Genomic DNA, 20,147 nt, shown 5'->3' on the forward strand with positions numbered 1-20,147 from the left:
TACTTCAAATTGCCTAGTCTTTTTTTAATTGTCCTTTACAAAGGGTACATTTTAGTACCACGATGGAAGAGGGCTTTTTACAAATATGCAGCGGTATTATTTCCCGGGAAACTTATAACCTATAATTCGTAAGTCATGAGCGAGAGCACTTCAACATCTGTTAATTTGTCACGTCCATGTAAATGTTCCAATTCGATTAAGAATGCAGCGCCTACAACTTCTCCACCCAGTTGTCTAACTAAGTTAACGGAAGTGGAAATGGTTCCACCTGTAGCTAATAGATCATCTGCAATTAATACACGTTGTCCCTTGTGCACAGCATCTTTATGCATCGCTAATGTATCTTTACCGTACTCCAAATTATATCCTGCTTCGATGGTTTCATACGGAAGTTTACCACTTTTACGAATAGGGATGAATCCCACACCCAGTGCATATGCAAGTGGTGCCCCCACAACAAAACCTCGTGCTTCTGGGCCTGCGATAACATCGATTTCTAGATGTGCAACCAAAGCTTTTAGTTCATCTATTGCCTGTTTATACATCGGTCCATTCTGCAGTAATGTTGTAATGTCCTTGAAGCTAATCCCTTGTTCTGGGAAGTCAGGAATGACACGAATATAATCTTTCAAATTCAAATTGATAGCCTCCTAAAAGTTTTTGAGCGTTACATCTTAGATTCACTTCGAAAAAACTCTCTTCGAAAGCATAACCTTAAGTTTTTGAGCGTTACTACTTGGTTCACTTCGAAAAAACTCTCTTCGAAAGCATAACCTTAAGTTTTTGAGCGTCACTTCTGGATATTACTGGTTGTCCCCATAAGAGATATCAACCAAGTTGTAACTTGGGAAGTATTCGTCCTGAATAGATTATTCTCGTACTCTGCCATCGTTACTAGAAGTTGGAAATGGAATGATTGTTCTAATTCTTTCTTGGATGGGGTAGCAACCAACTGGACCATTCCATGGCTACGCTCAACAAAAGATAATTCTTCGAACACATCCATCATCATAGATAGCATACGCGTGGACATGGAAGACACACGACCAATTTGTTCTATCACATCTTTCTCCGGTAGAGATTGAGACCCTATTCTTTTTAACAGGATATATAACTTTTTAAACAATTCCCGATCTGGAACTACAAGCTTATGTTGAATCTCAACATGGTTATCATACAGAATAATGATGTTGCATAATCCGCTGAATCCTGTCATGACCTTCTGTAATTGTTGTAAAGAACGCGGGGCATCTATCATTAGTAATGTCGTGACCCCATCTTGACCTTCTTCAGAAGCAACAGAGTTCGCAGCTATCATGTCAACGTTCTCATCATATACCCAAAGCGATAGATCATTCAATTGTTTTGTTACATCATTTAATGTTTCCCTATCACAGATCCCTGCTATGGGGTTTGATTGCCCTCTTAAACGAGGCTTCATCGTTTGTAGGTAATGATTAATTGTCTCATCCATAGCCTTCGTGCCACGTATATCAATCACTTGTGGTTCAGATATGTTTAAATCTTGAAGCATAAGCTGAAGCTTGCGCGAACCATTCCACTCATTAATCGTGATTTCACCAATAACATCCATGGAAGTACCTATGGTTAAAACATCTGCTAAATCACCTTGTCCAAAAGCTACTCCTTCTAATTTACCTCGACCTTGCTGTACCGTTATTCTAAGATGCTTCTGATCACGGCCCATTTTACGCGTATCTTCTAATATAACACCCCTCATCATAAGTCGAGGGACTGGATTAGCCATTCCAAAAGGTTGTAATAAATCCATTTCTTCAATGTTGGCAATAGACAGATCATCTATTCTCCATTCTCCATCGACTTCAACAGCAGGAATTAAATCTTCTGGGACTAGGATAGCCTGTGCATATTGATTCAGCGCATCTTCAAATGCTTGCAACTGATCTAGATGCAGACTCATACCTGCAGCAGCAGGATGACCACCATAATGATCCATTAGATGTTTGCATGATGTTAACGCCGCATGGATATCCAGACTTGGAATCGATCGTGCTGAACCTTTACAGGTTCCCGTGTCTGTATCAATCCCAAGGATGATCACTGGACGATAATAACGTTCTAATATTTTGGACGCTACAATGCCAACTACGCCAACGTTCCAACCCTTGCCCGCTAATACAATCACAGATGGAGTACCCGAGGTCTGTATTTTCACCTCAAGCTGAGCCAACGCCTCCGTAACGATATCCTCCACAACAGCTTGTCTTTGTTTGTTTAATTGATCTAACTCATGCGCCAACGTGGATGCAACAGTAGAATCTTCCGTTGTAAGTAAAGATACTGCTCTTCCAGCATGATCAAGTCGTCCACTCGCATTAATTCTTGGAGCCATTCCAAAAGCGATATTCGTCGATGTTAACGTTTCTTGGTCTATTCCACTCACCTCAAGCAAGGCCTCTATTCCTTGAAAAGATGTTTCTCGCATACAAGATATACCTGTTCGTACAAGAATTCGATTCTCCCCAATCAAGGGCATCAAATCTGCTACTGTCCCTATCGCAACCAGTTCAGTCCATTCTATAGGTGGAGTACCTAATAATGCCTGACATAACTTATATGCCACCCCCACACCAGCTAATTCTTTAAAAGGGTATGGGCAATGAGGTAGTTTGGGGTTAATCAAAGTGTATGCTGCTGGTAATTGTTCAGGTGGTTCATGATGATCTGTAACGATGACATCAATGCCCAAAGTGTTGGCATAAAATATCTGTTCTACAGCACTAATTCCTGTATCTACAGTTATTATTAACGTAACACCTTGCTGATCAGCCCAATCGATAGCGTGATTATGAAGCCCATAACCTTCATTTGAACGGTGAGGAATATAAATATCAAATGAAGCCTTCAAGTGACGCATGAGATAAATCATCAATGATGTGCTTGATACACCGTCAGCATCATAATCTCCATATACTAGAATATGTTCTTCATTTTCAATTGCATGTTGTATTCTCGGAACCGCTTCAGCCATCCCATGCAATAGAAAAGGATCATGTAAATCATCCATACTTCCCTTTAGAAACATATGAGCAGCTTCCAACGTGCATACCCCTCTAGTTATCAAAAGAGAGGCCAGTAACGGAGTTATTGATAACTCGTTAGCAAATTCTTCTATCCTATGATCATCATATCGCTGTGTCTGCCACTTGTACTTCGATTGAAGCAAGTCTAATCACCTATCTTTCGCAAAACCTTATCTATCTGATATACCTATTGAAGTAAAGTCGGTCTATTATGGTCTAATATTTCATGATTTGATTTGTAGGGATATCCTGGATCATATGGGTTAACCTGTATATTCACTTCACTAACTACAAGAAAGCGAGCCATCAACAATTTCCTAACGCGCTCCGTGATGTCTTGAGCTTCAAGTATTGTAGTTCGAGGATTAACGGTAACTTTGACATTCAAATGGATAGATTGTCCCTCAACATGTGATTTCAACTCATCCACTGTTATAATCCCATGCACTCTAGAAATCGTATCCATAAATTTATCTTCGTTCTCTACTGGCAACGTATCATGAGGATATTTACCTACAATGGAGTTAACCAGAAGGTTATACCCATTCTTTAACACTATAAACGACACCATAATGGCTGACAGGGAGTCCAAGTATATCAATCCTGGCCAACTATACATGTCTCCTGTAACCGAAAGGAATACACCTACAAACACAATGAATGAAGTATATAATCCGAGTCGAAGATTTACATGATGAACCTTATGTTCAATCTGATCATTCTTCTTGGATAACCTGGTTTGCAGTTGATAGATAACTTCTCTTAATACAAATGAAACACAAATCGCAACAACGGAATAAGACTTTGGCGATCTAAGATTATCTATCGAAAGGTTCACAATGGCTGTAACCGCTATTTGTATACCTACCAGCATAACCACTATTGAAAATAACGCCATGATTACTGTGCGTATTATCATGTTTCTATGGTTAACATCCTTGGCACTTTTCTTCCATCGTATTTTATCTGTAAGACAAGAAAGAACTTCTGTTACTGAATATAATGCATCTGCAAGAAGAGCCTTACTATTCGATAAATAACCAACGGAACCTTTAAAAAGAGCTAGTGTTAATTCACCAACAATCCCTATCCAAGTTACAGTTTTATTCGGTTGTGAAAGTTGTAAACCCATTCATGTCCCCCCAATAGCAACTTCGATGTTACATGCGCATTGCAGAAAAAATCTAATGATCCATCTTGATAGTCGTATCGTTACCATAAATTCTGAAAGCCGCGTCAGCAAAGACCGCGGCTTCTTTCAATTAGAGCTATTAATTTGGATTAATTACGCTTTAGTAATTGTGTTGTTCTTTTGTTTACCTTTAAGCATTAACCACAATGGGCTAGCAATAAAGATGGAGGAATAGGCACCGAATAGTAAACCGATTACCATAGCCAATGAGAACATTTTGATCGATTCTCCTCCGAATAGGAATAAGAATAAGGCTGCAATAAATACTGTCAGTGCAGTATACAATGAGCGCATGATCATCTGATTCACACTCTTATTCACCAAATCCACAAGATCGTTATGGCTTTTCAATTTAGAGAAACGTAAATTCTCACGAATACGGTCAAATATAACGATGGTATCATTAATAGAATAACCTATAATCGTTAACACAGCCGTTATAAAGATCAGATCCACTTCCAAGCGAAGAATGGAGAACACCGTAACAACTAATACAGCATCATGAATAAGAGCCACAATAGCAGCCACAGCAAATCGCCATTCGAAGCGAATACTTACATAGATAACAATACCAATACAGGATAGAAGGACAGCATAGATCGCATTTCTACCAAGCTCTTTTGCCATCTCTGTATCTACCGTATTGATTTCAAAAGAAGCTTGATTATCCAACTTTAGAATGGCTTCTTTTAGTTGATGATCATGTTCCTCTGTTAATACTTCATTAAATCGAATATTTATTCTTTCCTGCCCTGGTGTAACTTTGGTACCTTCTGTAATCCCAATTTCTTTAAGGATAGGTTCAATCTGGTCATTTGTTAGCGATTTAGACAGAGATACATCGACATTCGATCCTGCTCTGAAATCAACACCATAATTCAATCCAAATACCGCAAGGCTAATAACACCTATAATGGTAAGTATGATAGATAGAGAATAGAAATACTTACTCACATGTACAAAATCGATTTGCTTTTTAAAGTTCACGTATTTCACTCTCCTTTACACCAAATTGCTTCGGTTTTTTAAGTAGGCCTGACTTAACCAAGAGGCTAAGCAACCAGTGAGTGAAATATAAGTTTGTAGCAATACTCAATACAATCTCCACCATAAGCACTAGTGCAAAACCTTTTACAGCACCAGTACCGTATGCATACATGACACCAGCAACAATAATTGTCGTGATATTAGAATCTAATATTGTACGTAGGGAAGATTTGTTACCTAATTTAACAGAAGACATGACACTTCTTCCATTGCGCATTTCTTCTCTAATTCGTTCATTCGTAATAATATTTGCGTCTACTGCCATACCAATTCCGAGTATTACTGCCGCAATACCAGGCAAAGTTAAAGTGAAATCAGCCAGCACAAACACTAATATGAGAAGCCAAGTATGCAAGATCAATCCAAAACTAGCTATTAATCCAGGCGTATGGTACATACCAATCATAAATACAAGGATAAGGGCAGATGCAATTAGACCCGCTACAACTGTCTTGTCCAGCGATTGCTTACCTAAAGTTGCTCCAACACTTTGAGAATATTTCTCCGTAAGCTTCAATGGAAGCGCACCTAAATTAATTGTATCGCGGAGACTCTTGGCTTCTTCATTTGAATATCTTCCCGTAATTGTTGCTTTGCCATCCGTTAATGCTGCTTGAACGGTAGGAGCGGAAAGCATCGTTTCATCCAAGTATATTGCAAGTTGTTTCTGTAAAAGACGTTTTGTGATTTCAGCAAATTTCGCCTTGTCTTTCACTTCAATACTGATGATAGGTTGATTAAGATTGTCAAATACAACTTCTGCAGCATTCTCTTTGAAGTCACTTCCTATGAGTTCTACTTTACAGAATTCTGACTCTTCTTTACAGCCATCAGCACTACGAAATGTGAGGTTGGCAGGTTCTTTCATTTTCTTTCTAACCTCAGCCTCATCCGTTACTCCTGCAATTTTAAGTCGGATTCGGTTGGTACCTTCTGTCGTTACCTCTGGCTCGCTTGTCCCTTGAGAATTGGCACGTTTCTCTAGACTTTGAGCCGTACGATTCAATGATTCACTGGTAACCTTTTGACCTTCTGTTAGAGGTGATGCCTCATATAGAATTTCAAATCCTCCCTTTAGGTCAAGGCCTAAACGAACCTTATTCAGTAACCCTGGAGTTGTTATTGCCATTACAGCTGCTAGTACAAATATTGTAACGAAAAAACTGACAATTCTTTTCATTCCGTTGTTATTTCCCCTTTCGTCCTCAATATTCCTATTATAGCTATGCCATAAAAAGCAGTCAATTTATGAATTTTGTATTCTTCGTGTCATTACGACATTTATCCTCTAATATTTTCACCTATATTCAGATAAAAAAGAACCCATTTAATCAAAGGTATTCCCTTTGTAAGCAGCCATTGTCATGAAATTCATAAACGCTGTTACTTTTAAAGATAGTATATCATTCACTAATTTATGAAGAGACGGCGTTCCTTCCTTCTCATATTTCGCACTAACACAAGCCCAAACTTCTTTCCCTGTCACATGTTCGTAACCAATCATTCTAAATTCCTCCGCCTTACTTTTACATAAACCCGAAATATTCTCATCAAGTTCTACAGCATTTATCCATTGAACTTCCACGTGCATCTCACCCTCTCTATGATGCCTGTACCACTATCGAGTAATTCGACTTTAACATTCTAATTCCTTTTTTTATATAGCAGATATTCTAGCATGAGAATGGACAGGTTGAGCATAGTCATATAGTAATCGTTAAGCTGGACAACCGGCTAGTCTAGACTTGGAAAGAGGGAGTAAATATTGATCAAACATCATAAACAAACATTTATACAGGGGACTATGATATTGCTTGTAGCAGGCATCATAAATCGCATCTTAGGCTTTATTCCAAGAATAGCTTTGCCACGTATCATCGGAGCCGAAGGTGTTGGTATTTATCAGTTAGGTTATCCCTTTTTTCTAGTCATTATGACCTTGATTACGGGTGGAATACCACTCGCTGTTGCCAAACTAGTCTCAGAAGCTGAAATTGATGATAATCGGATTGCTTCTAAACGCATTCTACGCATTAGCCTAGGTTTAACCTTGGGTCTAGGTATCCTATTCATGCTACTTTCTATTTGGCTTGCACCCTGGGTGACACAGAATATTCTAACAGACCCCAGAGTATACCATACTTTTGTAAGTATGAGTCCTATGCTTGTTATTGTTGCGTTATCCTCTGTATTTCGCGGGTATTTTCAAGGCAAACAAAACATGATACCTTCTGCCATCTCATCCATTGTAGAGACCGTGGTTCGCATGGTGTGCGTTCTATCTTTTTCTTTCCTACTCCTCCCCAAGGGCATTGAGTTCGGCGCTGCTGGTGCCATGCTCGGGGTAATGGCGGGTGAGTTCATAGGACTACTCATATTAATACTTCACTACCATTCAGATGATCGGGATATGAAGGAATCCAATCCAGCTACTCATGATCCCTCGATACAATCTAGTTCTGGTGTGCTTCGTAGATTACTCAAGATTACAATTCCTGTTACCGCTGGGAAACTTGTAGGATCATTCTCTTATTTGTTTGAATCTATCATCACAGCACAAAGTCTTGCTATCGCTGGTTTAGCCACATCTGTTGTGACAGCGCAATATGGTGCACTACAAGGAATGGTCATACCCTTATTGTTGTTGCCAGGGGCATTAACAACGTCATTAGCCGTATCTCTTGTCCCTTCTTTGTCTGAAGCGCTTGCTCGCAATGAAATAGCCACGATCCATAAGCGACTGAACCAGACCATTAACTTGGCGCTTGTAACAGGTGCTCCATTCTCTGTCATCATGTTTGTTCTATCTGCTCCATTATGCTTGTTATTATATAACAATCAGGAAATATCGGGTATGTTACGGCTTATGGCTCCATTTGCATTATTCATCTATATACAGGGTCCACTGCAAGTTGCGCTTCAAGTATTAGATCGTCCTGGAAGTGCACTTAGAAATACTTTGATCGGTGCCATTATTAAGTTATTTCTCATCTGGTATTTATGTACCCAAGCGAAATACGGTATATACGGAGCTGTGATTGCCATTATTATAAATACGATACTTGTAACATTCATGCATGGCTCAAGTGTAGTTAGACTACTTTCTTTTAGGTTCAACGTTATCAACATCCTAAAAATATGTGTTGCCATGATTGTAACAGCCGCAGGAATTCAACTTGCCTACACGCAATTACCTTTTCATCAACATACGTGGTTACAATTCTTGGTCTCCTGTATTATTGGAATGGTTATTTATATATTTATTATATTTAGGATCAAGTTAGTATCGATGCGTGATTTAGGGAAAATACCCATCATTGGACAATGGTTTTCATAGCGTTGTTATTTATCTATTAAATCAACATATATCTGATCTTTATGATCAACACTGCATAGAAAAACATCCTGAAAGTCATTCGCTCCATTAGATCGAATGATATTCTTCAACCAGAAACGTGTCTTTTTAAGTAATTTAAGATTATCGTCCATCACTCGTCCATCCATAATTAAAGGAATCGGTAACCCTTGATGACTTAGCTTTCCAGAAGGGATTAGCACTTTCTTTTTGCTATTCCATTTACTTATTTGGGTCTTAGCGCCAGTGGCGTTCGAGAGTGATGGAGATTCTTTGGGGAACACGGTAAGTTGCCCTGTCGTCTCTAGAATGGCAAATTCTACATCAGCGATATTATCAATATCTTTTTGTCTGATCTGAAACATAAGATCATCTAAGCTATACCTTTGTTTCTTCATTGCATCTCGATGCAAATTGCCTTTAGAAATAAGGACGGTAGGTTTACCATCAAATAACAGACGTAATTTACGACTTCTCAAACCTAACTGCGCTATAACAATTTGTAGCAACACTAGCGTAGCCATTGGAATGATTCCTTCCAATATTGGCCGTTTAACGTCTTCTACCACAAAAACAGCGATCTCTGCAATCATAATAGAAATAACTAAATCAAATATTGAAAGTTTCCCTATTTCTCTTTTACCCATTATACGAATCGTTGCATAGATAACAAAATACATGAGTAAAGTTCTATAAATATGCACCATATAATCCATACTCACTTATCATCTCTCCCTTACACTTGTTCGAATTAGACAAATTGTATAGTTATTGTCACCTTTTAGCTTAATTTCCATACATTCAATTAATGGTAGTTGTTGTTGTAATACTGGGGCAAGCCCCATCATAGAATGACAGTAATATATCGAATACAGAGGGGGAAGTACCATGCAGTATATCCGTCAAATCTTCTCATTTAGAGTTAGTAATCCTATTCTAGCGGGACTATGTTATGCATTTGCGTGGATGATGATAGGAGCATTTATATTATCACTAGTATTGTGGTTAAGTGGATTGCAGGAACAAGAACTTACGAAGTATACGTACATCATTCATGCTCTTTCATGTATTATGGGTGGCATCGTATCTGGCAAACGATCTAGTCACAAAGGATGGATGCGTGGAGCCCTAACTGGACTATGTTATGGGATTATTATTCTATTAGTGGGTTTTCTAGCATTGGATGGATCTTCGACATTTATTAACGCGACTTGGATCGTAGCAAGCATCATTTCCGGTGCTATTGGTGGTGTTCTAGGGATTAATCTCAAAAATAATAGGTAGTTAGCCCGTATATGCTCTTTCTTTTTTTTGTGTTACACTAATTCAAGTCACGCTAAAAAGAAAGGACTGTTCTTGTGATTTATCAATCTATAGGAACCATTGCTTTAGCCTCAACAGCAACCGTAATTATATTGATATGGATAGGATCTCTTCGAAATCCTTTCTTGGTTATTAAAGAGTTTGTTCAATCACTACGTAACTCACGAACATTCCTGCTATTATTTGTATCTGTCGCCTGTATTTTAATTATTAACAAATATGAGCTAAAATTTGAAAATAGTCTGAATTATGATATGGATTTCACACCATTTATCTATGGCATAGAAGGAGATTTTGTACAATCTATTCAAGAATTCTTCTATCATCCTGCTCTTACACCTATTTTGGTCTTTTTCTATGTCATTGTGTTTCAATCTTTGTTGATCGCATCCATTGGTGTATATCTTATGGATCGCAATAAAGTGTTTGTATATGCTACGTTCTTTGCTATTATGATCAATTATGCGGTAGCTATTCCATTCTATATTTTCGTTCCTGTGAATGAAGCTTGGTCATACCCTCCTTCTGGCGTTGTCTTCCATATGTTAGACGTCTTCCCTAGTTTTGAAGAGGAGTATAGACCACTCTCTGGACTTAACAACTGCTTTCCTAGTCTTCACACATCTATCTCCGTCACCATTTGCTATCTAGGGTTTCGTTCCGGAAATGTACGTTGGAAATTCATCACGGGTATAAGTTCAGTCATCATCGTATTTAGTATATTCTACTTAGGAATTCATTGGGTCATTGATATGATTGCAGGATCAATGCTTGGTATAACTGCTTCTACATTAGCCATCTACTGGGCAAAGTTGATGGTAAAGAAAGAACATGGTTCACTGCATTCCCACTCAAAATCATTCAATCGTTCTATGTAAACTTTAATAACTATATAATGAAAAGAGGTTGTCCTTTAGTCATGAAGACTAGTCGGACAACCTCTTTTCATTGGAACGATAAGTTCAGACGAGATTTACTTAACTTCTGTATCTGCACGTACGCCTGTGCTGATGGAACTGCGATCAAAAGTCAGTCTTGTGGAATCATTAACAAGTAGAACGATAATATCATCGGTAATTTCAACAATGCGACCGTGAAGACCACCTATCGTTACAACCTTATCCCCTTTTTGAAGCGTACTTAACATGCTTGTACGAGCCTTTTGTTTCTTCTGTTGTGGACGAATTAACAAAAAGTAGAAAATACCAAACATCAAAATAAATGGCCATATTAATTGAAATATGCCCGCTGCTCCACCTGTTCCAGTAGCTGCTGCAAGTTCGAACATTTCATTTCCCCCTTAGATTAGTAAATCACTTCACGCTAGAATCCACTTGGATTATTATGAAGGCCATACTGGTCAAAGAACTCATCGCGAAAATCAAGCAGTCTGTCTTCCATAATGCTCTCACGAACCTTGCGCATTAATTCAAGTAAGAAGTGCAGATTATGGTATGTAGTCAATCTCAATCCAAAAGTCTCATCAGCTTTGATTAAATGCCGCAAATAAGCTCTCGAGTAATTCCTACATGTGTAACAATCGCATGCCGGGTCTAATGGACCAAAGTCTCGAGCATATTTAGCGTTACGAATTACAACTCTTCCTTCACTTGTCATCGTTGTCCCATTACGTGCAATTCGTGTAGGTAGAACGCAATCAAACATATCTATTCCACGAATAGATCCCTCGATAAGAGCATCAGGTGATCCTACACCCATCAAATAACGAGGTTTATCACTCGGAAGGAAAGGAACGGTGTAATCCAACATATCATACATAAGCTGCTTAGGCTCTCCCACACTGAGTCCACCAATAGCATAACCCGGGAAATCCATGGAAGTCAAATCCAGTGCACTTTGCTTACGTAAGTCCTCATACATCCCACCTTGAACGATTCCAAACAGAGCTTGATCTTTACTTCTAGCATGACTTTCTAAACAACGTTCCGCCCAACGAGTTGTTCGCTCTAGCGACTTTTTGACATAATCATGATCAGCTGGATGAGGTGGACATTCATCGAAAGCCATCATAATATCAGACCCAAGAGCATTCTGAATCTCCATGACCACTTCTGGTGACAAGAACAATTTATCGCCATTTAGATGTGAACGGAAATGAACACCCTCTTCGGTAATTTTACGCATTTCACTTAGACTAAAGACCTGAAACCCACCACTATCTGTTAAAATAGGACGATCCCAGTTCATAAATTTGTGGAGGCCGCCTGCATCACGGATAATATCATGTCCAGGACGGAGGAATAAGTGATATGTGTTGCTGAGAATAATCTGAGCTTCCATTTGTTTAAGCTCTTCTGGACTCATCGTTTTAACGGTTGCTAATGTGCCTACTGGCATAAATGTTGGTGTTTCAATTATTCCGTGTGGCGTATGAACTCGTCCGAGACGAGCTCCTGATTGTTTACAAGTCTTGATATGTTCATAAGTTACTGCTGCTACCATATGTGTACGTATCCCTTCCATATCTATCATTATCTTCTAATTTAATAAATAAACATCGCATCACCGAAGCTAAAGAAGCGATATTTCTCTTTCACTGCTACTTCGTACGCTTCTAATATATGCTCACGTCCTGCCAATGCACTGACAAGCATCACCAAAGTAGACTTAGGTAAATGAAAGTTAGTAATCAAGGCATCTACTACTGTAAATTGATATCCTGGAAACATGAAGATACTCGTCCATCCACTACATTCAGTTAGCGGACCACCTTTGCAGTTCTGCCCAACCGTTTCTAATGTGCGGGCAGTGGTTGTTCCCACAGCAACAATTCTTCCACCATCTTGATGTGTTCTATTGAGCAATTCAGCGGTTTCTTGAGACAACGAATAATACTCTTCATGCATAATATGATCTTCAACTCGTTCCACGGACATTGGACGGAATGTTCCCAGTCCAACATGTAATGTGATGAACGCAACGGATATTCCTTTAGAACGTATCTGATGAAGTAATTCCTCTGTAAAATGTAGTCCTGCCGTAGGAGCAGCCGCTGACCCCTCATGACGAGCATAGACCGTTTGATAACGTTCTTGGTCATCTAACTTATCTTTAATATATGGGGGAAGTGGCATCTCTCCCAGTCGATCAAGTATTTCCTGAAATACACCCTTATATGTGAATTTAAGTACTCTTGCACCCATATCTCCTTCGGATTCAATGACAGCAATAAGTTCTTCACCAAATAGAATGACATTTCCTTGTTTCAATTTTTTTCCTGGCTTTACTAACGCTTCCCAACGGTCTTGTCCCAAATTCTTCAGTAATAGAACCTCTGCTTTGGCACCTGTTTCCTCTTTTATGCCAAAGATTCTTGCTGGTATAACCCGGGTATCATTTAATACTAAGGTATCCCCAGGTTGGAGGTAGTCGATAATATCTTTAAAGTTAAGATGTTTCATCGACCCATCTTCTTTGCTTAACGCAAGCAGTCGGGAGGAGCTTCTTTCTAGAAGAGGTGTCTGAGCAATTAATTCATCTGGTAGATCAAAATTATATAATTCCACATCCATGTTGTCGTCATTCCTTAACAATAGTGACATTTTGATAATAATGTTTCAAAATATCCTGATATTTATGTCCTGCATCAGCCATACCTTTTGCTCCCCATTGGGATAATCCTAGGCCATGACCATTTCCTTGACCGATAAATTTATACTTTTCACTTCTATCCACAACGGTTGCCTTGGATTCACTATTCATAATCACAGTTGTATCTCCTGTAAGTTTACTAGTGCCTGTTGCAGAGATAACAACTGCTGGAGATGATGTGGATGTCTGTACCATGGAGCCATTCGAACCTAATACAGTATAACTTCCCGTTGGTACAATTTCAAACATTGTACTAGGTAAGCCATTTAATGCTGATCTGAATAAATCCGGGTATTTAACATTTAGAATTTGACCATTGACTTGTAATTCAATAACGCGACCAGATGGTCCTCTTTTGGTCACTTCTAGTGTACGAATCGTAGCTGGTAACTGTAATCCTGATTTTCCTTGCATTGATTTAAGTAATTCATCGGAAGTATAAGGGCCCCTAACCCAACTAAATGAATTAGATTCGGATACTCTATCCAGAATCACCACACTGTCCCCTGGATTAAGTTTGCCTATTGCAGGTACATTAGATAGAATCTGTGGTGTTGAACGAACATTCGTACTTGCTGAGGTGACCGACAATTGTCCAAGACCCGCTATTGTTTTACTACTTAATTCAGTTGCATTATCTTCACGAATATAACCCGTTTGTCCATTATTCATTAAAACATAGTACCAATTTTTCAAGTTCTGTTGTGCAGATACATCTCCGTCACTTTTAACATTAACGAAGGTATTATTTATACTGTTCCATACTTCACTGGAATCTGCTGTTACCCCACCACTGTTAGATGAGAATATGGTTTCGACAATCTTCCCATCTTTGAGCAAGACCTCACCCATAGTGTCATCAACCGCCTTAATAATGCTTGCTGCTTCTGACCCGATGCCATTATATACTTGGCTAAGCGTTGTATCGACTACATCCGCTATTTTGAATTTGTTTTTTTGGAATAAAGCGTAACTTCTTGCTGCGACCGCTTGCGTCTTCAAAACTTCAGGTGACCATGAAGAAGGTACTTCTCCACCCACTACGGAATACAGGTAATGCTCCAAAGGAAGTTCATTCACCAAGGATAGTTGACCATTGTATGATCCAATCTCCATATTACCGCGATAACTTCGTCCAGAACGCTCGGTTACCTTTATTACATTACTATCATTGGGAATCCATACCTTCACAGCTTCTCCACTAATTTGATAATGCGTTACTGCACGTGTCGATGATAAATGAAGACCTACATCTTGACGAACAATTAATGACGGAACAGAAGGATCAACATTTACTAGATTTAAGGTTGGGATAACCTGTTTAATCTCCTGCTCCAAAGCGATAAATTCTTCATCACTTGTTGTTTCCCCAACCCATACTGCATATTGAGTTCCAACAGATGGGTCTAACTGTATCGCAATCATAGCATCAATACCCGCATTTTGTAGGATGACCTGTTGTGCTTCTGCTTGCTCTACAGTGCTATAAATACCGACAGATCTATGTTTATTACCTTTTAATATAGGTACTTGTCCATTCAGCTGAGATCCTATTGTTTTGGCAACCCGGTTGATTGCATCTCTACCTGCTTGTTCTGTTGCATACATCCCTGTATAGAGTTGATATACAACGTTCCCAGCCAAGTTGGACTGATATAATAGAGGTTTATCAGAAGTAGTTGCAGATAAGCTCTGAAATGCCGCTGTGGCGACTTTCCAATTAGACGTCTCCAATGCCTTTATCCGATACGAATCCACACTGAATCTCACTTGTGCATTTCCCATCACAGGAACTAACTCTTGATATCCAAATGAACTATTTATCCCAGCGCTCCAAGCAACTCTTTGCTCTAATGTTACTGCTTGCGTAGTTGATCTATAGGTACTTCCTAAATCAAGAAACATCGCTACTCTTATACGATCTGGGACAAGTCCTGCAGCCATTACTCGCTGTGGTGTATATAGACAAGAGACGGTAATAAGTAATACGAGCATGCAACTTATACTTTTCTTGAACATCCCTTTTTGGATGGATGGAATCATTCGATCTCTCCTCTCTTTCATATGTGATTTATTTCTGTGAAGGCGGTTGAGGCAAACCTAAATGTTGATATGCTGTAGGTGAAACCACTCTGCCCCGTGGAGTCCGTTGTAGAAACCCAATTTGCATGAGATATGGTTCATAAACGTCTTCAATCGTTTGGCTCTCTTCTCCTATCGTTGCCGCAATCGTATCTAGACCTACAGGTCCACCACGGAAACTCGTAATCATTGTATGAAGTATTTTATAGTCAATGAGATCTAATCCTCTAGGGTCTACTTGGAGCATCTGAAGGGCCTGATCCGCAATGTCTCTTGTAATCATCCCATCCCCACGTACCTGAGCATAGTCACGTACTCGCTTTAAAAGACGGTTCGCAATACGTGGGGTCCCCCTCGCTCTAAGGGCGATCTCATCGGCTGCATCTCCCACAATCTCAATGCCGAAGATATCTGCTCCTCTTGATACGATATAACTAAGTTCATCCACACTATAGAATTCAAGGCGACTTACTACTCCGAATCGATCTCGAAGTGGAGCAGATAATAATCCAGCTCGGGTAGTCGCACCTATCAATGTAAAAGGAGGTAAGTCTAACCTTACAGAACGTGCACTAGGTCCCTTACCAATCATGATATCCAGTGCAAAGTCCTCCATCGCAGGATACATCACTTCCTCCACCGTACGGTGTAGACGATGAATCTCATCAATAAAGAGAACATCTCCCTCTTGAAGATTGGTTAGTAGTGCAGCAAGATCACCCGGTCTCTCAATAGCAGGACCCGAAGTCGTTCTTAAGTTAACGCCTAGTTCATTCGCAATGATGTTAGCAAGTGTAGTCTTTCCAAGTCCTGGTGGACCATATAGTAGTACATGATCCAATGCCTCATTACGCATTTTGGCTGCTTCAATATAAATTTTTAGATTTTCTTTCACTTGATTCTGACCAATATATTCTGCAAGATAACGTGGCCGTAGACTTAACTCTACCGCAGAATCCTCCATCATTAAATTCGCTGATATGATACGTTCATCCATTTACTATCGCTCCTATTCATTAGCCTGCGTAGAGCAGTTTGAGCGCCCTCTTCATTAAGCCATCTATCGTCTCATCATAGGTGACATCATCTTTAATCTTCAACCATACATGGTCAAGTTCAGTATCCGTATACCCTAATGCCTTCAAACCTTCCCTAGCCTCAGACCAAGACGATCCGTCGCCTTCTTGAGATTCAGAAACATTAAATAGGCCTCCGGAGATGACCGTTGTCGTTATATCATCCAATTTATCTTTTAAGTCTAGAATCATACGTTGTGCTGTCTTCTTACCGATACCAGGCAACTTGATTAAGTACGGTATATTCTCTTGGTAGATCGCAGATATCACTTGGTCTGGATTTCCTCCACTTAATATACCAAGAGCTACCCTTGGACCAATACCCGAAACTTCAATTAACTTACGAAACAACTTCTGCTCTTCACGTGTGGGAAATCCGAATAATAGAATGGCATCCTCGCGCACATTGTAGTGTGTATAAATAGTGATGTCACTTTCTGCCTTGGCAAAAACATAGGGATTGGGACAAAACACTCGATATCCAATCCCCCGCACATCGACTACAACATAATCATTCTCGAGGTGAACAACAGGGCCCGTTAGGTAATCAATCATTTCTTCAACACCTCTTTTAGCATCGTATTTAATGTCGAAGAATGCGCATGACATATCGCCACGGCTAATGCATCCGCGACGTCATCAGGTTTAGGCACCTCTCTGAGTTTAAGGTAAATCTTAACCATCTCTTGAACCTGCTTCTTCTCAGCTTTACCATAACCTACAACTGCTTGTTTCACCTGTAATGGTGTATATTCAGCAACAGGAATGCCCTTTTGCACTGCGGCTAGAATCATCACACCTCTAGCTTGACTAACAATCATAGCTGTCGTCACATTCCGATTAAAGAATAACTTCTCAAAAGCAACAGCATCAGGCTTATATTTATCTATCAACTGTACCATACCTTCATAGACATGTAACAATCGATCTTCTTCTGGGGTATGCGCTTCTGTCTGAATACATCCATATTGTACTGGAGTAACCTTACTACCTACCTTATCAACAAAACCAAACCCCACTATTGCAATACCCGGGTCTATTCCCAAAATCCGCAAATTCAATCTCTCCTTATCACAAAGCGAACATATGTATTCGTTATCTCATTATATGAAAATCTCCTTATGAAGTCTATTAATTAAGCTAAGTCCAATGGTTTATAGAGATAGATATGGAATAACAACCTTTAAACGTGTAAAATGAACTAAATAACCGAACTTTTTTGCAAATTGTAGACCTATAGACAATACCTATTAATGTAATAGATATTATTGGATTGACCAAGTGTTTTTATATTCATTATAATGAAGTAAGTATATTTCATAGATGCTCAGGAGGAGTTAACGTATGAAGGACATTCAGATTTTTAAAAGAGACGACCTTAAACAAAAACCAGACCAGGAACATTTAGAATTCGGACAGCACTTCACCGATCATATGTTTTTATTAGATTACAATATAGATCAAGGTTGGCATGACCCTCGTATCGTCCCTTATGGTCCCATCGTGTTAGATCCAGCAGCTATGGTATTACACTATGGACAAGCTGTATTCGAAGGGATGAAGGCATTCTCAGCCAAAGATGATCAAATTCTTTTATTTAGACCTAAAAAGAATATGGAGCGATTTAATGAATCAAATCGTCGTCTTGAAATTCCTGAAATTGATGAGGACTACATCCTACAAGCGATTCAGACTTTAATTTCAATTGAGAAAGAGTGGATTCCTACAGGTAAGGGGACTTCTCTATATATACGCCCATTTATTATTGCTACAGAACCATGTCTTGGCGTACGTGCTTCCTATCAATACCAACTCCTTGTCATCCTATCTCCCGTTGGTGCGTACTATAGCGAAGGGATAGAGCCTGTTAAAATCAATGTAGAAGCTACTTACGCGCGCGCAGTACGTGGTGGTCTTGGAACGGCCAAAGCAGCAGGTAATTATGCCGCCAGTATTAAAGCACAGACTGAAGCAAAAGAAGCAGGCTATTCTCAAGTGTTATGGTTAGACGCGCTAGAGCGTAAATATATTGAAGAAGTTGGAAGCATGAATATATTCTTTAAAATAAATGGAAAAGTGATCACGCCTGCATTAAACGGAAGTATATTAGCTGGGGTAACACGAGATTCCATCATCCAACTATTGGGCACTTGGAATATTCCTGTAGAAGAACGCCGTATCTCTATGGAAGAAGTATACCAAGCTTATCAAGATCATACGCTAGAAGAAGTATTTGGAACGGGTACTGCGGCTGTCATCTCGCCAGTAGGTGAATTATTCTGGAATGAGAAACAATTATTGATCAACAAAGGTGAGATCGGATCCCTATCACAACAACTATATGACACGATTACAGGTATCCAGACAGGTGTGATCGAAGATACTCTGACTTGGACTGTACAAGTATAACTTTTTAGTTCATTCATGAAAGCCCAACGATCCCTACATATCTGTAGGGATCGTTGGGCTTATTGAATTCATCTATTCTTATTCAGATCTCTTCATCACGTTCTCACTATACGATTGAGCATAATCACTGAACGTAGAAATCACACTATTATATTCGTCCATGTCTTGAATGCGAATACCTTCTATTAATTGATCTAACACACCATCAGGTAACGCAGATTCCATCGAATTAATATCAAGTTGGAAAAAGGTCTTTAATACTTTTTCTTCCTTTGGTGGTCCCTCATACAGTGAAAGATGACCGTTCACATCTACACTTATATATGCCTTTTGTTTACATAAGGGAGAGAGGTCCTCAATCGATTCTACAAGTGATACTTCTTCATTCACACCAAATTGTATCGTCCATGTAGGGTGTTCTTTCATTAATTTTAGAATTTCATCCTTATTCATATCCCCCATCACTTTTACTTCATTGCCACATATATAGTTTGTTCTAATTACAACAGGATGAATATTAGATTCATTTAATCTTTTTACATCAACATTCAATTGTTGGGGTTCAATTCTGGTCGAAATGTTCTGAATATATTGCAATGTTTCAACAGCAATGGGTGGTTCCGTGTGTAATAAAGATTTGAATTTAACAGAAAGCTGTGTTCCCCATAGTGCAAGTATAGAAATGATCAAGAACAAGGCAGTTGCTCCAATTCTTCGTTTCCACTTCATCCAATTTCTTTTTAATTGCTTTTTTAGTTTTGAAGCATTCATGCGGATCCCCTTCTATCTACATACTTTTCTATATTGTGACCGTGCAGCCCAATATTTATACAAGTTAGGGGATTGGATCCACATTCATGTTAATTTGTTCACAAAAAAGAACCATCCGAATTAACGAATGGTTCTACATTTGATCGGGACGACACGATTCGAACATGCGACCCCCTGGACCCAAACCAGGTGCTCTACCAAGCTGAGCTACGTCC

Annotated in this window: 19 protein-coding genes and 1 tRNA gene; 4 read left to right on the forward strand and 16 right to left on the reverse strand. The window is 39.2% G+C overall.

What is annotated here, in order from left to right; translation table 11 throughout:
- Positions 1-119: 119 nt before the first annotated feature.
- The 6 genes from ACH8E3_RS15915 to ACH8E3_RS15940 form a co-directional block, all read right to left on the reverse strand.
- Positions 120-638: an adenine phosphoribosyltransferase gene (locus tag ACH8E3_RS15915; RefSeq protein WP_458633628.1), complete on the reverse strand. Its 519-nt coding sequence runs from the start codon at positions 636-638 to the stop codon at positions 120-122.
- Positions 639-790: 152 nt separating this feature from the next.
- Positions 791-3,208 carry a single-stranded-DNA-specific exonuclease RecJ gene (gene recJ, locus ACH8E3_RS15920; RefSeq protein WP_458633629.1) on the reverse strand — a complete coding sequence of 806 codons (2,418 nt, stop codon included), beginning with the start codon at positions 3,206-3,208 and terminating at the stop codon, positions 791-793.
- 44 nt (positions 3,209-3,252) lie between these two features.
- The gene (locus tag ACH8E3_RS15925; protein WP_458633630.1) at positions 3,253-4,197 is read right to left on the reverse strand and encodes a cation diffusion facilitator family transporter; all 945 of its coding nucleotides are present in this window, start codon (positions 4,195-4,197) and stop codon (positions 3,253-3,255) included.
- A gap of 153 nt (positions 4,198-4,350) precedes the next feature.
- Positions 4,351-5,244, reverse strand: coding sequence for a protein translocase subunit SecF (gene secF / locus ACH8E3_RS15930; protein ID WP_458633631.1), 894 nt, complete (start codon positions 5,242-5,244; stop codon positions 4,351-4,353).
- Positions 5,234-6,484: a protein translocase subunit SecD gene (secD, locus tag ACH8E3_RS15935; RefSeq protein WP_458633632.1), complete on the reverse strand. Its 1,251-nt coding sequence runs from the start codon at positions 6,482-6,484 to the stop codon at positions 5,234-5,236. Before secD ends, secF begins: the two co-directional genes overlap by 11 nt.
- A 147-nt stretch (positions 6,485-6,631) precedes the next feature.
- A complete protein-coding gene (locus tag ACH8E3_RS15940) occupies positions 6,632-6,889 on the reverse strand; it encodes a post-transcriptional regulator (RefSeq protein ID WP_458633633.1) in 258 nt (85 codons plus the stop codon).
- A 183-nt stretch (positions 6,890-7,072) separates the two neighbouring features.
- On the opposite strand from ACH8E3_RS15940, the gene spoVB reads away from it, so the two are divergent.
- Positions 7,073-8,641, forward strand: a complete 1,569-nt coding sequence (gene spoVB, locus ACH8E3_RS15945; RefSeq protein WP_458633644.1) for a stage V sporulation protein B — start codon at positions 7,073-7,075, stop codon at positions 8,639-8,641.
- A gap of 5 nt (positions 8,642-8,646) precedes the next feature.
- Here spoVB and ACH8E3_RS15950 read toward each other — a convergent pair whose 3' ends face one another.
- Positions 8,647-9,375, reverse strand: coding sequence for a DUF421 domain-containing protein (locus tag ACH8E3_RS15950; RefSeq protein ID WP_458633645.1), 729 nt, complete (start codon positions 9,373-9,375; stop codon positions 8,647-8,649).
- 172 nt (positions 9,376-9,547) lie between these two features.
- Between ACH8E3_RS15950 and ACH8E3_RS15955 the strand changes: the two genes are divergently transcribed.
- Complete coding sequence (locus ACH8E3_RS15955; protein WP_458633634.1) at positions 9,548-9,943, forward strand: TIGR04086 family membrane protein; 396 nt, start codon at positions 9,548-9,550, stop codon at positions 9,941-9,943.
- Positions 9,944-10,017: 74 nt separating this feature from the next.
- Positions 10,018-10,860, forward strand: a complete 843-nt coding sequence (locus ACH8E3_RS15960) for a phosphatase PAP2 family protein (RefSeq protein ID WP_458633635.1) — start codon at positions 10,018-10,020, stop codon at positions 10,858-10,860.
- Positions 10,861-10,955: 95 nt separating this feature from the next.
- On the opposite strand, the gene yajC is transcribed toward ACH8E3_RS15960, so the two are convergent.
- Genes yajC through ruvC form a run of 7 tightly spaced genes read right to left on the reverse strand, consistent with a single transcriptional unit; the run spans position 10,956 to position 17,807 of the window.
- The gene (yajC, locus tag ACH8E3_RS15965; RefSeq protein WP_458633636.1) at positions 10,956-11,270 is read right to left on the reverse strand and encodes a preprotein translocase subunit YajC; all 315 of its coding nucleotides are present in this window, start codon (positions 11,268-11,270) and stop codon (positions 10,956-10,958) included.
- 35 nt (positions 11,271-11,305) lie between these two features.
- Positions 11,306-12,445 carry a tRNA guanosine(34) transglycosylase Tgt gene (gene tgt, locus ACH8E3_RS15970; RefSeq protein ID WP_458633646.1) on the reverse strand — a complete coding sequence of 380 codons (1,140 nt, stop codon included), beginning with the start codon at positions 12,443-12,445 and terminating at the stop codon, positions 11,306-11,308.
- Positions 12,446-12,486: 41 nt separating this feature from the next.
- Positions 12,487-13,515, reverse strand: coding sequence for a tRNA preQ1(34) S-adenosylmethionine ribosyltransferase-isomerase QueA (gene queA / locus ACH8E3_RS15975; RefSeq protein WP_458633637.1), 1,029 nt, complete (start codon positions 13,513-13,515; stop codon positions 12,487-12,489).
- Positions 13,516-13,522: 7 nt separating this feature from the next.
- On the reverse strand, positions 13,523-15,637 hold the full coding sequence (locus ACH8E3_RS15980; RefSeq protein ID WP_458633638.1) for a SpoIID/LytB domain-containing protein: 2,115 nt from the start codon (positions 15,635-15,637) through the stop codon (positions 13,523-13,525).
- Positions 15,638-15,665: 28 nt separating this feature from the next.
- Positions 15,666-16,673 (reverse strand): Holliday junction branch migration DNA helicase RuvB, encoded by a 1,008-nt coding sequence (ruvB, locus tag ACH8E3_RS15985; RefSeq protein ID WP_458633639.1) that lies wholly within the window; start codon positions 16,671-16,673, stop codon positions 15,666-15,668.
- 19 nt (positions 16,674-16,692) lie between these two features.
- A complete protein-coding gene (gene ruvA / locus ACH8E3_RS15990) occupies positions 16,693-17,307 on the reverse strand; it encodes a Holliday junction branch migration protein RuvA (protein ID WP_458633640.1) in 615 nt (204 codons plus the stop codon).
- The gene (gene ruvC / locus ACH8E3_RS15995) at positions 17,304-17,807 is read right to left on the reverse strand and encodes a crossover junction endodeoxyribonuclease RuvC (RefSeq protein WP_458633641.1); all 504 of its coding nucleotides are present in this window, start codon (positions 17,805-17,807) and stop codon (positions 17,304-17,306) included. Before ruvC ends, ruvA begins: the two co-directional genes overlap by 4 nt.
- 289 nt (positions 17,808-18,096) lie before the next feature.
- Here ruvC and ACH8E3_RS16000 point away from each other — a divergent pair, with 289 nt between their 5' ends.
- Positions 18,097-19,161: a branched-chain amino acid aminotransferase gene (locus tag ACH8E3_RS16000; RefSeq protein ID WP_458633642.1), complete on the forward strand. Its 1,065-nt coding sequence runs from the start codon at positions 18,097-18,099 to the stop codon at positions 19,159-19,161.
- Positions 19,162-19,239: 78 nt separating this feature from the next.
- Here the strand turns inward: ACH8E3_RS16000 and ACH8E3_RS16005 are convergent, their stop codons facing one another.
- A complete protein-coding gene (locus ACH8E3_RS16005; RefSeq protein ID WP_458633643.1) occupies positions 19,240-19,932 on the reverse strand; it encodes a BofC C-terminal domain-containing protein in 693 nt (230 codons plus the stop codon).
- A gap of 143 nt (positions 19,933-20,075) precedes the next feature.
- A tRNA-Pro gene (locus tag ACH8E3_RS16010) sits at positions 20,076-20,147 on the reverse strand.

Source organism: Paenibacillus sp. CMAA1364, from assembly GCF_054373195.1.

What these genes read in the sequence shown, in the direction of transcription:
- ACH8E3_RS15925 (WP_458633630.1), bottom strand. Translation starts at nt 4,197, where the DNA reads ATGGGTTTACAACTTTCACAACCGAATAAAACTGTAACTTGGATAGGG.
- secD (WP_458633632.1), bottom strand. Translation starts at nt 6,484, where the DNA reads ATGAAAAGAATTGTCAGTTTTTTCGTTACAATATTTGTACTAGCAGCT.
- ACH8E3_RS15950 (WP_458633645.1), bottom strand. Translation starts at nt 9,375, where the DNA reads ATGGATTATATGGTGCATATTTATAGAACTTTACTCATGTATTTTGTT.
- ACH8E3_RS15955 (WP_458633634.1), top strand. Translation starts at nt 9,548, where the DNA reads ATGCAGTATATCCGTCAAATCTTCTCATTTAGAGTTAGTAATCCTATT.
- yajC (WP_458633636.1), bottom strand. Translation starts at nt 11,270, where the DNA reads ATGTTCGAACTTGCAGCAGCTACTGGAACAGGTGGAGCAGCGGGCATA.
- tgt (WP_458633646.1), bottom strand. Translation starts at nt 12,445, where the DNA reads ATGGTAGCAGCAGTAACTTATGAACATATCAAGACTTGTAAACAATCA.
- queA (WP_458633637.1), bottom strand. Translation starts at nt 13,515, where the DNA reads ATGGATGTGGAATTATATAATTTTGATCTACCAGATGAATTAATTGCT.
- ACH8E3_RS15980 (WP_458633638.1), bottom strand. Translation starts at nt 15,637, where the DNA reads ATGATTCCATCCATCCAAAAAGGGATGTTCAAGAAAAGTATAAGTTGC.
- ruvB (WP_458633639.1), bottom strand. Translation starts at nt 16,673, where the DNA reads ATGGATGAACGTATCATATCAGCGAATTTAATGATGGAGGATTCTGCG.
- ruvA (WP_458633640.1), bottom strand. Translation starts at nt 17,307, where the DNA reads ATGATTGATTACCTAACGGGCCCTGTTGTTCACCTCGAGAATGATTAT.
- ACH8E3_RS16000 (WP_458633642.1), top strand. Translation starts at nt 18,097, where the DNA reads ATGAAGGACATTCAGATTTTTAAAAGAGACGACCTTAAACAAAAACCA.
- ACH8E3_RS16005 (WP_458633643.1), bottom strand. Translation starts at nt 19,932, where the DNA reads ATGAATGCTTCAAAACTAAAAAAGCAATTAAAAAGAAATTGGATGAAG.